At 48.1% G+C, this 15,588-nt stretch carries 15 protein-coding genes and 2 tRNA genes; 3 read left to right on the top strand and 14 right to left on the bottom strand.

Going from position 1 to position 15,588, the window contains the following annotated elements; translation table 11 throughout:
* Positions 1 to 82: 82 nt before the first annotated feature.
* The 3 genes from MKX74_RS05590 to MKX74_RS05580 all read right to left on the bottom strand — a co-directional run bounded on the left by MKX74_RS05590 (position 83) and on the right by MKX74_RS05580 (position 3,300).
* Complete coding sequence (locus tag MKX74_RS05590) at positions 83 to 973, bottom strand: carbohydrate ABC transporter permease (RefSeq protein ID WP_018886626.1); 891 nt, start codon at positions 971 to 973, stop codon at positions 83 to 85.
* Positions 974 to 975: 2 nt separating this feature from the next.
* A complete protein-coding gene (locus MKX74_RS05585; protein ID WP_018886627.1) occupies positions 976 to 1,869 on the bottom strand; it encodes a carbohydrate ABC transporter permease in 894 nt (297 codons plus the stop codon).
* A 96-nt stretch (positions 1,870 to 1,965) separates the two neighbouring features.
* On the bottom strand, positions 1,966 to 3,300 hold the full coding sequence (locus MKX74_RS05580; protein WP_018886628.1) for an ABC transporter substrate-binding protein: 1,335 nt from the start codon (positions 3,298 to 3,300) through the stop codon (positions 1,966 to 1,968).
* Positions 3,301 to 3,679: 379 nt separating this feature from the next.
* On the opposite strand from MKX74_RS05580, the gene MKX74_RS05575 reads away from it, so the two are divergent.
* On the top strand, positions 3,680 to 4,621 hold the full coding sequence (locus MKX74_RS05575; RefSeq protein ID WP_018886629.1) for an ArsR/SmtB family transcription factor: 942 nt from the start codon (positions 3,680 to 3,682) through the stop codon (positions 4,619 to 4,621).
* 232 nt (positions 4,622 to 4,853) lie between these two features.
* Here MKX74_RS05575 and MKX74_RS05570 read toward each other — a convergent pair.
* The 6 genes from MKX74_RS05570 to MKX74_RS05545 form a co-directional block, all read right to left on the bottom strand.
* Positions 4,854 to 4,941: transfer RNA gene (locus MKX74_RS05570), tRNA-Ser, on the bottom strand.
* A gap of 1 nt (position 4,942) precedes the next feature.
* Positions 4,943 to 5,018: transfer RNA gene (locus tag MKX74_RS05565), tRNA-Asn, on the bottom strand.
* Positions 5,019 to 5,173: 155 nt separating this feature from the next.
* On the bottom strand, positions 5,174 to 5,542 hold the full coding sequence (locus tag MKX74_RS05560) for a winged helix-turn-helix transcriptional regulator (protein ID WP_341177763.1): 369 nt from the start codon (positions 5,540 to 5,542) through the stop codon (positions 5,174 to 5,176).
* 470 nt (positions 5,543 to 6,012) lie between these two features.
* Positions 6,013 to 6,465 carry a hypothetical protein gene (locus MKX74_RS05555; protein ID WP_341177762.1) on the bottom strand — a complete coding sequence of 151 codons (453 nt, stop codon included), beginning with the start codon at positions 6,463 to 6,465 and terminating at the stop codon, positions 6,013 to 6,015.
* Positions 6,466 to 6,512: 47 nt separating this feature from the next.
* Positions 6,513 to 6,746, bottom strand: coding sequence for a hypothetical protein (locus MKX74_RS05550; RefSeq protein WP_341177761.1), 234 nt, complete (start codon positions 6,744 to 6,746; stop codon positions 6,513 to 6,515).
* A gap of 230 nt (positions 6,747 to 6,976) precedes the next feature.
* A complete protein-coding gene (locus tag MKX74_RS05545; protein ID WP_018886632.1) occupies positions 6,977 to 7,495 on the bottom strand; it encodes a SprT family protein in 519 nt (172 codons plus the stop codon).
* 111 nt (positions 7,496 to 7,606) lie between these two features.
* Between MKX74_RS05545 and cmpA the strand changes: the two genes are divergently transcribed.
* Positions 7,607 to 7,762: a cortex morphogenetic protein CmpA gene (gene cmpA / locus MKX74_RS05540; protein WP_018886633.1), complete on the top strand. Its 156-nt coding sequence runs from the start codon at positions 7,607 to 7,609 to the stop codon at positions 7,760 to 7,762.
* A gap of 34 nt (positions 7,763 to 7,796) precedes the next feature.
* On the opposite strand, the gene MKX74_RS05535 is transcribed toward cmpA, so the two are convergent.
* The 5 genes from MKX74_RS05535 to MKX74_RS05515 all read right to left on the bottom strand — a co-directional run bounded on the left by MKX74_RS05535 (position 7,797) and on the right by MKX74_RS05515 (position 14,034).
* Complete coding sequence (locus MKX74_RS05535; RefSeq protein WP_341177760.1) at positions 7,797 to 10,013, bottom strand: Tex family protein; 2,217 nt, start codon at positions 10,011 to 10,013, stop codon at positions 7,797 to 7,799.
* Between the two features lie 317 nt (positions 10,014 to 10,330).
* The gene (locus MKX74_RS05530; RefSeq protein ID WP_007429335.1) at positions 10,331 to 10,681 is read right to left on the bottom strand and encodes a type II toxin-antitoxin system PemK/MazF family toxin; all 351 of its coding nucleotides are present in this window, start codon (positions 10,679 to 10,681) and stop codon (positions 10,331 to 10,333) included.
* Positions 10,682 to 10,687: 6 nt separating this feature from the next.
* Positions 10,688 to 10,969, bottom strand: a complete 282-nt coding sequence (locus MKX74_RS05525) for a CopG family ribbon-helix-helix protein (protein ID WP_018886635.1) — start codon at positions 10,967 to 10,969, stop codon at positions 10,688 to 10,690.
* Positions 10,970 to 11,339: 370 nt separating this feature from the next.
* Positions 11,340 to 12,536, bottom strand: coding sequence for an alanine racemase (gene alr / locus MKX74_RS05520; RefSeq protein WP_018886636.1), 1,197 nt, complete (start codon positions 12,534 to 12,536; stop codon positions 11,340 to 11,342).
* Positions 12,537 to 12,786: 250 nt separating this feature from the next.
* Positions 12,787 to 14,034: an outer membrane lipoprotein-sorting protein gene (locus MKX74_RS05515; RefSeq protein WP_341177759.1), complete on the bottom strand. Its 1,248-nt coding sequence runs from the start codon at positions 14,032 to 14,034 to the stop codon at positions 12,787 to 12,789.
* A 282-nt stretch (positions 14,035 to 14,316) separates the two neighbouring features.
* Here MKX74_RS05515 and MKX74_RS05510 point away from each other — a divergent pair, with 282 nt between their 5' ends.
* Entirely contained in the window at positions 14,317 to 15,513 is a 1,197-nt protein-coding gene (locus tag MKX74_RS05510; protein ID WP_341177758.1) for a PstS family phosphate ABC transporter substrate-binding protein, read from the top strand.
* The last annotated feature ends 75 nt before the right edge of the window (positions 15,514 to 15,588 follow it).

Below are 15,588 nucleotides of genomic sequence, written 5' to 3'. Positions count from 1 at the left end.
GATAAACAATGTCCTTGTGACAACAAAAATGAGTATATCAAAATCAAGGACCGTTGGCAAGATTAAATTTTAATATTTTTGACTAGCCCTTCACTGCGCCTGCTGTCATCCCGTCAATGAAGTATTTCTGGAAAGCAACGAATAAAATAAAGATCGGAATAATTGAGAAAAACGATCCCACAATAAGCAAATCATAGTTGTTACCGTAGGGTGTCAGCAAGGTCTTGAGCCCGATTGGTAATGTATATTTACGCTCGTCACTAAGTACCATGAATGGCCACAGGAAATTGTTCCAGCTATTCATCCCGTTAAGAATGGCCATGGCTGCAAAAGAAGGCTTCATGATGGGCAGAATCAGACGCATATAGATTCCATACTCCGACGCCCCATCAACACGTCCGGCTGCGATAATTTCCTTGGGAATGCCGCTCAGGTACTGTCTAAAGAAGAAAATGGTCGCTGCACTAGCGATACCAGGCAGTACAATCGCCGAGTAGCTATTCATCATCCCCAGATTATGAATGAGCGTATATAACGGCAGTAGCAGAATTTCGAAAGGTACCATCATAATCAGCAGTACACAGATGAACAGAAAGTTCTTGCCCTTGAATTCATAAGCGGCGAACCCGTAAGCAACAGTCGCGCTAATGAACAGCGTCAATGCCACCTGTACGACCGTAAGCAGGATCGAATTGAAGAACCACGTAAAGTACGCATGATCACCTGTGAACAGGTACATATAGTTGTTGAAGCTCATTACAGATGTATCAAAGCTTAGATTCAACCCATAGCGTATCAGCTCCTGACCAGGCTTGAAGGAAGCAAGGGCGATTGCATAGAACGGGAGTAGGATCAACGCGCATAGTATGGAAAAGATCACAACAAGACTGATTTTAAGAAGCAGTTCTTTTCTCTTCACCTGTGCATCCTGCCGCAGACCGGAATAAGACTGAATAATCACATCCTTCTTCATGCTTAATCCTCCTTCTTGAACAAGCCGGAAAAGGCCAGCTGCGTCAGATTAATAATCATCGTAACTGCCAGCAGCACAATCCCTACAGCCGCCGCGTAGCCAAGATTATTCTTCTCAATTCCTTGTCGGTACAGGTAACCAACAATCGTAAGTCCGATGTTCTTTGGCGAATTGTTTCCGTTCCAGAGCATCATGCTCTCAATGAACATAGCAAGGCCGGCATAAATACTGATGGTCACAACATAGATCGTCGTCGGCTTCAGCAGCGGCACAGTAATCATGCGGAACTTCTGAAATGCAGAGGCTCCGTCAATTGAAGCAGCCTCATAGTATTCATCCGGAATATTCTTGAGCCCCGACAGAAAATACAGCATGTTGACCCCAGTCCAACGCCATGTCGCGAGCGCAAGCAAGGCAATGAAACCCGTAACCTGCCCTTTCAGGAACTTGACTGGATCAATACCGAACCAGCCGAGCACACTGTTCATCAGTGAGCCATCCATTTCTCCGAAAATCAATCGGAAGATGGTACCCGCTACCACGACAGAGGTCAACGCAGGGAAGAAGAAGGATGACTTAAAGAATTCTCTCCCCCACATCATCCGATTATTGATTAACACGGCGAAGAGCATCGGGAAAGGAATCAGAATCGCTAGCGTCAGGATCATGTACATCGTGCTGTTCAGTACAGCTTTCAAGAAGATCCCATCACTCAGAAGCCGAGTGTAGTTGTCTACGCCAACCCAGTTTGCCTCCTGCCCCAAGGATATTTTCTGGAAGCTCATCTCGAAGGAGTTCAGTAACGGATATACCCAGAAGACGGCGAATACGATGACAAAAGGCAGAACAAATACGTACGGAGCAACCTTTTGCGAGTACAGGAAATTTTTGATCATCTCTCTTACTCCCTTCCTCAAAATAGAGCCGCTCTATACAGAGCAGCTCACTCCTATCTCTAGAACAAATTCACATCCGAAATTCGACTCTCTAGGCTATTTAAGCTCCTGCTCTATTTGCTGCTGGGCGTCGTTGAGCGCCTCCGTAATATCCCGACCGTCTTCAAAAATCTCATTCAATGTCACCGTACATAGCACATTGTTGATCGTCGGATTGGCCGAGGTGGATTTGATCAGTTGGATCTCATCCTTGATCTCGTTCAGTACATCGAATGGATTATTCACGAAATATTTCACGAATTGATTTTCTGGGTTGTGCGTGATGTCCTTCATAGACCATACATCCAGGTTCACCGGGTCAAAGCCCAAGGTGTTCCAGATTTCAATATTAGCATCCTCAGATAGCTTGGCGAATGCTACGAACTCCTTGGCCAGTTGCACATCCTTAGCCGTATTGGTAACTACAGTACCTGTGCCGCCACCTCCGAGTGATCTTGGCATGCCCTCTTCCATGACTGGCAAAGGAGCAATCGCGATCTTCCCGGCCAAATCAGGCATATAGTTCGTATATCTGGACATTTGCCATAGTGGCATAAACGCAGTAGCATAGTTGCCTGAATTGAATTCGCCGTAGGCTTCCTCTGTATCCGGCTGCCCTCCAGCTATGGTGGCAATCACGTTATTGTCCTGAAGATCTTTTAGCACGCTCAGGCCCTTGATCATTTCTGGCGTATTCACCTGAGGCTGTCCGTCTGCATCCGTAAAGTCTGTATCCTGCTGCGCCAGCATAATCCCAGACTGCCAGGTAGCGCTCGTATCAGCGGTTCCCATATATTTTCCTGTCTTCTCATAGACCTGAATGCCGGCTTTCTTGAAGTCATCCCAGGTCACGATCTTGGTATAATCTACCCCGGCTTCTTCAAGAATCTCTGTATTGTAGAATGCTACTGTTGCACCGACATGTGTAGGTGCGCCGTAGTTCTTGCCATCCTTTGAATAAATATTGATGCGAGACTCAACGATGGTATCCCGATAGGGATCAATAACATCATTCAACGGCTCCAGATGTGGTGTGCCAGCAAGAAAATCAGGGAATTTTCCCAGTTCAATATCTGAGATATCCGGGGCACCCGTTCCCGTCTGCAGGGCTATAGACAGCTTGTTATGCATGTCATCGTAAGGCATTACAGTTACATTGAGCTTAATCTGCCGATCCGGATTGGCCTCATTCCATTTGCCCAGCATCTTCTCAAAGTGCTGACCATGTAGCTCCACAAAGGTCCAATAAGACAGCTCTGTAGCATTCTCTCCTGCACCAGCATCCAATACGGAGCTTTTTCCGCTGCTGGAGCTTCCTCCAGAATTGCCACAGCCCCACACCATAAGCAATAAAGATACAACCGTTAACATTACAAACCATTTTTTCTTCATGCTCGACCCTCCCAATTGTCCTTACCGGGTGTAATGAAGTACCATTAAACAGCTCGTTTTGGAAAAAAATATATTGTATCCGCTTCCAAAAACAAGATAACATATAAGTTAAGCAGTTGTAAACAAATAAATATAAAACAATTCATGTTTTTATAAACTTAACTCCACTTTTTTCTTGTTTTTGGGTATAATGTTGATTCCGCGAGCTTTAAACCTTACTTAATTTCAATTTTTTATAAAATAAAAATTGTGATTTATGTTGGAATTGTGAATAAAGAAGTTGGTTTCATATCATTAAGGAGGTGGAATTGTCCTTTTATCCGTTTTTACTTTATAATGTTCTAAAATAAACTTCATTCTGGAACGGAGTTGCTAATCCATGATTTATATAAAAAATCTGATGAGTGGGCTTGAAGTCTTCAAGGCACTCAGCTCGGAAATAAGAATTCAAATACTGGAGCTACTGGCATCGAATCAGGAGCTGAATCTGAACGAAATTGCGAAGCGGCTGAATCTGAGCAACGGGGCTATAACGATGCACATCAAAAAGCTGGAGGAGAGCGGTCTGATCGAAATTCACAGTTCCGTCGGCAAGCATGGCATTCAGAAGGTATGCTACTTGAACAAAGATAAGCTCATGGTGGATTTTCGTAGCAAGGAGGCCGATAATCTCTATGAGGTTGAAATTCACGTAGGACATTACAGTAATTACCAAGCTTCCCCTACCTGTGGACTTGCCACCAAGGATAGCATCATCGGTGACTTCGATGATCCACGCTATTTTGCAGACCCACAGCGTATTCACTCCGGTATTATCTGGATGGCTGAGGGCTTTCTCGAATATCGTATCCCGAATTATCTCAAGGCCAATCAGAGCTTTCGAGAAATTCAATTCTCGCTGGAGCTCGGAAGTGAGGCGCCTGGTCATGCAGATAATTATCCATCCGATATCCAATTCTCCGTCAATGGTACTGAGATTGGTTACTGGACCAGCCCTGGCGATTTTGGTGATGTACGCGGAACGTTCAATCCGGATTGGTGGCCCCCCCATCTGAATCAGTATGGCATGCTGAAGCTCATTCGGATCAATAAGGATGGGAGCTTCATTGATGGCTGCCGCATCTCGGATATCACACTGAATGATATTGCACTGGATTACAAGAGCGAGCTCACCTTTCGCATCGCTGTAGGCGATAAGTCGATGAACAAACGGGGGCTTACGATCTTCGGGAAAAATTTCGGGAATTACAACCAAGACCTGCTTGCCCGGGTGCTGTATGATGTGCATGAGATTGAGGATGCTCAAGCTCTAGGCGAATAGCCCAGATGAACCGTCACATCAGCTACCACCGTATCCATTCAACCCCACAACCAGACATGGTTATAAAAAAGAAACACGCTAAATGCCTAGTAGCATTAGCGTGTTTCCTTTTGCTTAATCAACGGAGAGAGAGGGATACTCTCACTTCGCTCGAGACTGCGATGTAATCCTAACGAAGCTTATGCTCCGACGAACCCATATGGGTTCTCATCCCTGCAGGACGTCTATCCAACGGAGAGAGAGGGATTCGAACCCTCGCACCACTTACGCAGTCTAACCCCTTAGCAGAGGGTCCCCTTGAGCCACTTGGGTATCTCTCCATGGCTCCCCGAACAGGACTCGAACCTGTGACAACTCGATTAACAGTCGAGTGCTCTACCAACTGAGCTATCAGGGAATGAAAAAGTATGGACATGTATAAATTTATCATGAATTGCAGACCGAGTCAAGATAACCAATCTTGCTCAGCAGGATCATCCAAGACGACACATACACGGAATATAAGTTGTCACACCTGATGTTTATCATCATTTTTCAATTTATTATCATTTTTCATTTTGAATTCATGTCGAAGTTCATGTCGAACGCTTGCTCAGGCCCGTTATCTAGTCCCCATTTACACAGGTGCTCTAGAACTGGTATTAGCGTTGCCCCTTTGGCAGTTAATGAGTATTCGACTTTGGATATGTTCTCCTGATATTCGACTCGTTGAATAACACCCTGCTCTTCTAATCCTCTTAGATGTGAGGTCAATACTTTGTGGGCTATTTCAGGGATACTCCGCTTCAATCCTCCATAGCGTGTAACCCCGTTGATAGCTAATTGGTACATAAGCTTCATACTCCATTTTCCACCAATCACAGATAAAGTGTAGTCGAAGGGTGTCCGTTTCTTTGGACTCGCTGTTTCATGAGCTGTCATTGATCTACACTCCCCAAGAAGGTACTCACTTTGAAGTGCGTACTTTATTTATATTAGGCTCCTAACTTATGCTTTATAGTGTTGTGCTGCTCATCTTTACAGCCCTTAGTCGATTGGCTACTAGCTCTAACATCCACAAGATAGGAAAGGATGGTATTCATGCCGCAATATACAGCCCTTGAGTTCAGAACTGATGAAAATAAAAACAACGAAATATATAAGCTCATGATCGGCTCAGTTGTACCTAGACCCATTGCCTGAATTACGACGATAAGTACACATGGTAACCTCAACTTGGCACCCTTCAGTTTTTTTTACAGTTGCTTCCCGAAACCCGCCTACGTTGTTGATTTCAGTGGGGCCAGGAGTAGGTGAGCGTACAGGTGGACTCTGAAGCTTATGCGGGAGATCACAAGATTAACATTGATGCCTGGAGACCACTCGCAAGCTTGGCTGGTGATTTTGCTGTATTAGGTCGATTTGATTAAATTCAGCCTTACCCTGTCTGGTTCATCCACATGGAGCCGTAATACGAAATTAGCACTCGAATGCGCACAAATCACGCCATGAGCTTCCTCTACAATATCTACAAATGGATTGGAGCTCTCGGAATACATGACCCAGGTGAGCTGCCCACCTGGCTGCAAATAAGCGACAAATCCCTCAGAGCCATGGCTCCCCTCGCCCACACAGCCATACCCCCCGTTGGATAATTGAATCCTCTTCGTCATCGTGATGTAGGTAATCTCATCTGGATTACACTCATGGAAGTGCGACAAATCGAACCACTCGCCCTGCTTCAGGCGTGGATGCGGATAGGATTCGATGTTCATGGCAAGCGATCTGCCATCAGCCCAATAGAGGCTATTCTTAATAGGGAGATGCTCTTCTGCCCATAGGTCTAATATACAATGCTTCATCATTTCACCTTCACTTTACCCGTACAAGTAATTTATAACGACTTCTCTTCTCATTGTAAGACAGGAAGCAGGATGTAGCTAATGAGCGAGCCCATGAGGAAAGCGATGAATACACTCAACCATTGGGGTCGCCTCTCCAAGTTCACTTCTGCAATTCCAGCAAGACACATCAGAGCGAACACCGCAATTTTCCAGTTCGTAGTTAAATAAGGGTTCATTCCCCCTAGCATAAATGCTACAAGACGTAAAATACTACCCCAGAGTAGAGAAAATCGACCCGACATCACTCAGCCTCCTTTCCAAATCATATACCGTCATTTGCGGCGAGTAGCGAGTAAAGACCGATGACCATCATCATGGCCCATTAACAGATTACCTCATTTATCCACTAAAGTTCAGCATAAAAGAGTAATAATATTATAGATTCGCTAGACTGTATCGTAGCGCACGACAAAGAGCCTTCCCGATGTAGAAAAGGCTCTTGATTACGAAGGATGCTTATACGCGCGACATCTTACGAGCCCGAAAGCTCATACAACTGTAGCCTTCCGCTACACTTGCCACATTGATAACGCCTTGGGTCCATTCGCTTCTTCCGCATGTACATGTGACCACAGGCAGTACACTGTAGCTTGTACCGAAATGGTCGTGCTTGTCGTGATGTAGAGCGAGCATCGTTAGCAGGTAAGGTCCGGCAATAACGACTCCCCCCCACCTGGGCTAGCAATGTCTTGAAATCAGCGTCTCGATGCTTGTAGCCCATTCCGCGTAGATGCAGATGATAGTGACAGAGCTCGTGCTTAATAATACGCTCCACTTCATCTCTGCCAAATGCAGCCAATTGGTGCGGATTAATCTCGATATTGTGGCTCTTCAGAAAATACCTTCCACCTGTCGAAGACAGACGAGTATTGAAGCGTGCTTGGTGCCTGAAGGGTACGCCAAACGAGCTGAGCGAAATGCTCTCAATCCATTCCTGCAACTCCTCATCACTCATCTGTGTATGCTGCGACGCCGCTGTTTCCCTATCCATGTGCGCTCCCTCCCCACGACACTCCCCATCGAAACAACATTTTTACGGAACACATTGGGCGGCTTCCCCATATGCTAGACATACACAGGTTCGCAAGAGGAGGAGAGACGCATGCCCCAATGGCTCAGCAACCAGCTAATGCGTGCTTTTCACAAGCGGGATCGCAAGCAGATTCAATTATTGAATGACTGCTGGTTCCATTACCGAAGCACTCAAAAGAAAGCTCCAGCACCCTCAATGAAGGGTGCCAGGAATCCTTTGTCTTGATTCATACGGACACGGCCCACCAGATGAGACCAGATTAAGCTTCCATGGTCTCATCTGCCGGTGCCTTCATCGTTAACCCAACTCTACCCTTCTTCAAATCCACATTCAGCACCCAGACAGTTACGTTATCACCGACAGACACCACATCCATCGGATGCTTCACGAAGCCACTACGCAGCTGGGAGATATGAACGAGTCCGTCGCTCTTGATCCCAATATCCACGAAGGCTCCAAAATCAATTACATTACGTACGGTACCCTGCAGCTTCATTCCTGGCGTCAGATCCTCAATCTTGAGGACGTCCTTGCGGAACACGGGGAGTGGCAACTCGTCACGTGGATCACGACCAGGTCTCATCAAGCTGTCCAAAATATCCTTCAGCGTAGGGACTCCGACCTCCAGCTTCGCAGCCCACTCTTCAGGCTGCAGTGCAGACAGAGCTGCAGTGCACTCCTTACTTCCTACTTCAGAGGTAGCCATGCCCAGCTCTTTGAACAGACGGTCTACAACCGCATAGGATTCCGGGTGAATCGGTGTCCGATCCAGCGCGTTTTCCCCACCAGGTACACGCATAAAGCCAACACACTGCTCATAGGTTTTGGCTCCTAGACGTGGTACCTTCTGCAGCTGACGGCGATTGTTGAACTTGCCGTTCTCTTCGCGGTACTTGACGATATTTTTGGCAATAGTCGCATTAATGCCTGCTACATAGGACAAGAGCGAAGGAGAAGCGGTATTCACGTCAACGCCTACATGGTTAACTGCCGACTCGACCACAGCCTTCAGGCTTTCTTCCAGATGCTTTTGTGACACATCGTGCTGGTATTGCCCCACCCCGATGGCTTTAGGATCGATCTTGACCAGCTCAGCAAGCGGGTCCTGAATCCGGCGGGCAATTGACGCTGCACTACGCTCTGCCACATCCAGATCGGGGAATTCCTCCTGCGCCAGCTTCGACGCCGAGTATACGCTCGCCCCTGCCTCGTTAACGATCAGATACGCCAAGCGGCTGTCACCGATCTCTGCAATGACCTCGGCTACGAATTGCTCCGTCTCACGGGAGGCCGTTCCGTTCCCGATCACAATGAGCTGAAGGTCATACTTTGCGATGAGCTCCTTGAACTTCTCCGCGGCCTCACGCTTTTTGTTGTTGGGTGGCGTCGGATAGGTCACTGCGACCTCCAGAAGCTTACCCGTGTCATCCACGGCTGCAAGCTTACAGCCTGTACGATAGGCAGGGTCTACACCAAGCACGCGCTGTCCCTTGATTGGAGCCTGCAATAGCAGGCTCCGCAAATTACCCGAGAAGATGGAGATCGCCTGCGTCTCGCCCTTCTCCGTCATCTCTGCTCTGACCTCGCGTTCGATGGAAGGCGCGATCAGACGCTTGTAAGCATCCTCGATAATCGTGTGTAATAGCTCAGTGACCAGAGAATTTCCTTTCACAACCTGTCCCGCAACATAACGATGCACCGGTTCCGCTGCAACCTCCAGATTCACCTTCAGAATGCCTTCACGCTCACCACGGTTAATCGCCAGAATTCGATGTGGTGGCATCTTCTTGGCCAGCTCACGATAGCTGTAATAGTTCTCGTAGACAGATTCTGCCTCAGCATCCTTCGCTTCCGATACAAGCATGCCGTGATCTAACGTATATCTGCGTACCCAAGTACGAATCGCTGCATCATCTGCGATATTCTCCGCCAATATGTCAGACGCACCCTGAATCGCATCAGCTTCGGTCTCCACACCGCGCTCAGGATCAATATAACGGCCTGCTTCCTCCTGCAGACTGCCCTGCTTGGGCTGTGCCCAAATCCATGCGGACAATGGCTCCAGTCCACGCTCCTTGGCGACACTTGCACGTGTCTTCCGCTTTTGGCGATAAGGCCGGTACAGATCCTCCACTTCCTGCAGCTTCACAGCGTTGACGATAGCCTTGGACAACTCCTCCGTAAGCTTGCCCTGCTCCTCGATGATTCGCAGCACCTCAGTCTTACGATCCTCCAGATTGCGAAGGTATTGCACACGCTCCTCGACCTGACGAAGCTGATTCTCGTCCAGCTCACCCGTCATTTCCTTACGATAGCGCGCAATGAAAGGAATCGTGTTACCTTCCTCCAGCAAAGCTACGGTAGTTCGTACCTGCTTAAGAGACAGGGACAATTCCTGCGATACTTGCTTGATAATGCGCTCTGCCCGCTGCTTTTGCTCTATGTTTTGCTGCTCTTGCTCCTCTGTATTGGACATACGTCTTACTCCTCCTTGGACCCGTCACGCCTGCTGGCTACCATAATTTAAAGGCTGGTACACCAGCTAGGACGTTCACATTTATACACGTTCCTTATTATCACAAAAATCATGACAAAGCGCCAGTGCCGCATACTTGACGCAAAAGAAGCCGCATTGCTGCGGCTACCACGCTGCACATGACTGGCCCATTGTGGCGCCACGCATCATGTGTGATATCAAAATTTGCTGCATGTGCGCTCGCAGCTTGAACAAATAATAAGGCCATGAAGTTCGGACACCTCATGGCCTCTTCAAGACTGCATCTTGCCTGTTGTCTAGAAATCAATCAAGCCCAGACTGATCTGTAGAGAATCGCTTACTTTGCGCATCGTCTCTTCATCCAGATGGGTGATCTTATCGGTAAGCCTTTGCTTGTCGATCGTTCGAATCTGCTCCAGCAGAACAACTGAATCCCGATCGAAGCCGTGCGTCGCTGCATCAATTTCCACATGCGTTGGCAGCTTCGCTTTTTGAATCTGGGCGGTAATAGCCGCCACGATTACAGTAGGACTAAAACGGTTGCCAATATCATTCTGAATAATGAGAACCGGTCTTACGCCCCCTTGCTCCGAACCGACAACAGGTGAAAGATCCGCAAAAAATACGTCGCCGCGCTTCACGATCAATGTTCATTACACCCCGCTTACTGTGCGGCCCAGAGTGCTGTCTGCATCTTCCTCCGCGTGAAACGCCTCGGATGCCATGGTAAGATTAATCTTCGCCATCTCCATATATCCGCGCTGCATCGCTTCACGGATATAACGCTTCTTACGCTCGTTCAAATACAACTTCATGGCCTGTCTGATGAATTCACTGCGGTTGGAATTTTCCATAGCTACAATCCCGTCCACTTCCTGCAAAAGATGATCTGGAAGACTGATCATGATCCTTTTCGTGCTCTGCAAATTGGCCAACGTTACTTCCACCCCCACAAACCTTGTCGCCATTGTACCATTATAACGTTATTCACGGTAATTTATACAAGAATAATATATGTGCTCCGTATATCAACTATGCTGTATCCCATTATAAACTACACGGACCGCCTACGTACAGTGCTTCTCGATCTGAAAAACGATAGGAAATCGTCTCTATACAACAATTTTACCGTCTAGATTTTATAATTCGAGATGCAAATGGCGAACTCCTGCTAGTTTATATGGTTTCTCTTGTCATTTCCTCGTTAAATATTACCAATCAAGGAGAACCGGTTTTGTAACCTTCGCGTTATTCGCGTTAATGGTGGTATGACTTGTCGATTCATGGAGATGGAAATCAATCAGACTATTCCTCACGAGAGGTCAGCAAGGGATTCGTAAGAGCAATCCTTACACCGTCTCGCAAATACGCACGCGGCACTCTCGCCGCAAGCATGCAGACCACTTCATAGTGGATGGTACCCAGCTTGGAGGCCAGCTCGTCAGCACGGATGCAGCCGTCTGACTGCTGACCGATGAGAACAACCTCTTCACCGGCATGAATTGGCTTGGCAGCATTCGCAAAATCCTGGAGAAGGACCATGCATTGGTCCATACAGATCGTTCCGACGACAGGCACACGACTTCCACGAACGAGGACCTCGGCTTTGCCAGTCAGCATACGCGAATATCCATCGGCATAGCCAACGGGCAACGTCCCTATACACTCCTCTTCCGTAGTAACATAGCGGGTACCATAACTGATTCCCCAGCCGGGGGGCAGGGTCTTGACATATACCAGCTCTGTCTTCAAGGTCAATACGGGCTTCAAGTACACCTGCTCATGATTCACCTCATCGGACGGATACAGCCCATACAGCGATATGCCGATCCGCACCATATTCGGCGAGAGTCCTGGCGTATCCAGTGCTGCTGCACTATTAGCCGTATGTATAATGGGAATGTTGATGCCTTGCTCTGATAACGTCTCTGCCACACTCCAGAATCTGCGATATTGCTCCAATGTATATTCTTTATCTTCTTCATCTGCACGGGCAAAATGAGTGAACAGCCCTTCCAGTTCAGCCTGCTCTGTCTCCAGCACACGATTAACGAAGGCTACAGCGTCTTCTCCCGGAAGTAGTCCCAGGCGTCCCATGCCACTGTCGATCTTGATATGGACCTTCAGCCTGCGCAAATCGCCACTACGATCCAGTCGGGCTATAGCTTCCAGCACCTCTGGGGAGAATAGTGTGATGGTAATGTCATGCTCCCATGCTATCTGTACCCCATGCGGTCCTGTATAACCGAGCACCAGAATGGGAAGCGTGATGCCTGCATGACGCAGCTCCAGCGCTTCATCAAGAAACGCTACGCTGAGATAATCAGCACCTATTCTCTCCAGCTCCCTGGATACTTCGACAGCTCCATGACCATAGGCATTTGCCTTTACGCATGCAAGCACCTTCTGGGTCGACGGGAGCGCCTGCCGAAAGGCCATATAATTAGCTTCAATGTGATTCAAATTGATTTCGGCCCTGGTCGGTCTGTAATGTCCTTCCAATTCCTCACCTTCATTTCTGAGAGTCCTTCGCCAGCATTTGTCAGCACGCCATACACCTGTGCTTGGCCAGTACTACCTGACAAGATGCTCTGGTCAATAGAACTATGTTAATGTTCTGCGAACCGACTGTCAATGAAGCTGCTACCGGAAGGTTGATCGCCCTCTCACACCGTGCAAAAAAAACAATAAAAGACGGATATCGGCGGAGCAGAGGCTTGGCTCTGGACCGTCAATATCCGCCGTTATGATGTTATTTACCCGATTGATCCTGCATAGAAGCGGCAATCTTGGTCATCTCGCTGACCGGTAGATCCGCGCTCGTAATTCTGAATTCGACCCCATCGTTCATCCAGGTCAAGGTCCGCTGCTGATCTCCAGTCAGTACACCCATCACTCCGAAGCCCATATCAATGAGGCTACCTGCTGACAGGGACACGGCCCGATCCTGAGGTCTGGCTTCTACGATGGTGAAATTGTACTGTCCTTCATAGCGAATCATGACAGCATGATTGCTGCTGTCGGTAATGACAGGCATATCGCGCATTTGTACCCCTTCTGGGAGATAGGTAGGCTCAATCAAGCCAAATTCGCTCATGGTCGGATCGACGACCCCTTCTCCCTCTTCTGCCGATTGCTCTGTAGATGGATCGGTGGAAGGTTCAACAGCAGACGGCTGCTGGCTGCCTGCCTTATCCTCAGCACCCTCGCTTGATGTCCCCTGCTGCTCGTTCCCAGTTGCCTCGTCAGTCTTCTCTCCTTGTCCCTCAGCTGATCCTGGCTCTTGGGATTGCTGCGTATTATTCGTATCGACAGCTGCCTCTGCCCCTGACGCCTCCGGGGTACCTGCTTGTGGAACAGCTGTGCTGCCCGCGGTCATATTACGTTCCATATCGAAGGCGTCCTTGTTGAATTTAGTGCCGAATTTGAAATCACTGAATTTGAGATCGACCAGCACCTTCGCATTCGCGTCCGACACCTGAACCTGCTGCGGCGCATAATTTTCTTTATTGAGCCAGATCTTCTGACGTACAAGAGAGCTGCTGTTATAGTTCGCTGCTACGTCAAAGACGTATGCATTCTCGCCACTGGCAAGCTGGCGGGTCTTGTCTCCAATAATACTACGCACAAGTGTCTCATACAGGTAGACCTGACCTTGATTGTCGGGCCAGTCACTCTTGAAGCGGAAGCTCTTGTTCAGACTTGGCGTCAGGACGAAGACACCTTCATCGTTGCGAAGCACAATCTGGGTAACATCCTTGTTCTCATTGGTCATGGCAATTCGATAGTAGGATGGCTTACGATACGACACATCAACCAAGTACTCTTGCGGCGTCTCTCCTGTATGCAGTGTCATCAGCGCCGTGCCGTGGTAGCTATCCATCCCGCTGACCACATTACTCAAATCCTTTACTACATCGTCCGCGCTTTTCTTGCCGCACCCGGCAACCAGCACGATCACGCACATGATCATGGCAAGCATCCATGAACTCCGGCGCATATCATCAACCCCTTCAGCACATGTTTTGATTCGGAATAGTACATGTCTATGAGGGACTTGTTCGATTTATGCAGACTAGCATGACAAGCCGGGTTGTGAATTTGCACGGCATACTCTTTCGAGTGAATAAAGGGACGGATCTCTTAAATAGTTCCAAAAATGATTCCAAACTGTCACCTTCTCCATCTCTCCTGGCCTTGATCCCCTGTAGAACTGCCGTTATCTTGAATAAAGGGGGTTTTTGGAAGACAAATATAAAGCTACCAGAAAAGAGGTACGATCGTGATCCTAAAAATCGTTGGACAGGTTGCCGTGACTTTACTGTTACTGGCACTCCTGCTGTTCACAGGCTTCATTTTGCTATTCATTATTTCGTTCAGCATGGACACCCAGAGGTTCTACATTCCTATGCTATTGATTGTTATTGGCATTTTGGCGCTATATATCATTCTGTTCAATTTCCGTGCATTCCGCACTCGGCGACTGTTCCACAAGCTCTCCGTAGTGATGTTGGGTATCTGTCTTCTGACAGCTGGCGGCTACGAAATCAATCATATGTATCACAAAAGCCTTGAAATCAACAGTGTGCAGGACGTGGATATCGAGCAATACCAGCCCTTCCAGAACAAGGGTACCGTAGCCGCGCTCGGACACAAGGCTTCCTTTACCCTGTCAGCCACAGATGATCTGCCGCGTCTGGATGGAGCGACGGCACTGTATCCACTGTATTCAGCCTTCGTGCAAGCTGTATATCCTGAGAAGGAGTACACCCTGTATAACAGTGAAGTGATGGGCTCAGGCACTGGACGTGCCTATGAGCAGCTTATCATGGGCGAGTCGGATATCATATTCGCCATGTCACCCGGGGAAGTCCATCAGAAGATGGCCGCAGAATCGGGGCTTGATCTGAAGCTAACTCCCGTGGGTCGCGAAGCCTTTGTATTCTTTGTCCACAAGGATAATCCTGTCACAGCTCTGACCAGCGAACAGATTAAGGATATTTACACGGGACGCATCACGAATTGGAATCAGGTCGGAGGCAACAACGAACCCATCAAGGCGTTCCAGCGGCCTGAAAATAGCGGCAGTCAGGCGATGCTGCAGAAATTTCTCGGCGATGAGGAGCCTATGCCTGCCATTACCGAGGATGTGATCGCCGGGATGGGCGGAATTATTCAGCAAGCGGCTGGCTACCATAATTACAAAAATGCCATCGGATACTCCTTTCACCACTTCACTACCAGCATGAACAAAAATGACGGAATCAAGCTGCTTGCTGTCGATGGAGCTCTACCCGACACAGCAGCGATCCAGAGCGGAGCTTATCCGATCATTTCAGAATTCTATGCGGTGACGGCTGAACGCCAAGGAAAGCTCAGGCAGCCACCGAAGCCAAGTGTAACCAAGTTGCTGCAATGGATCGTCTCTGAGGAAGGCCAGTCTCTGGTCGAGGCGACAGGGTATTTTCCACTGAAGTAAGAGGTTGTAAGCTGGTGCCTTGGATTGAGTAAAAAGCAGCTAATTCCTTTTTTCTTATCGGAATAAATTCATGTA

Origin of the sequence: Paenibacillus sp. FSL K6-1230 (assembly GCF_038002385.1) — a bacterium.
Classification (GTDB): Bacteria; Bacillota; Bacilli; order Paenibacillales; family Paenibacillaceae; genus Paenibacillus; species Paenibacillus massiliensis.
This window is presented reverse-complemented; position numbering and strand designations above follow the sequence as displayed.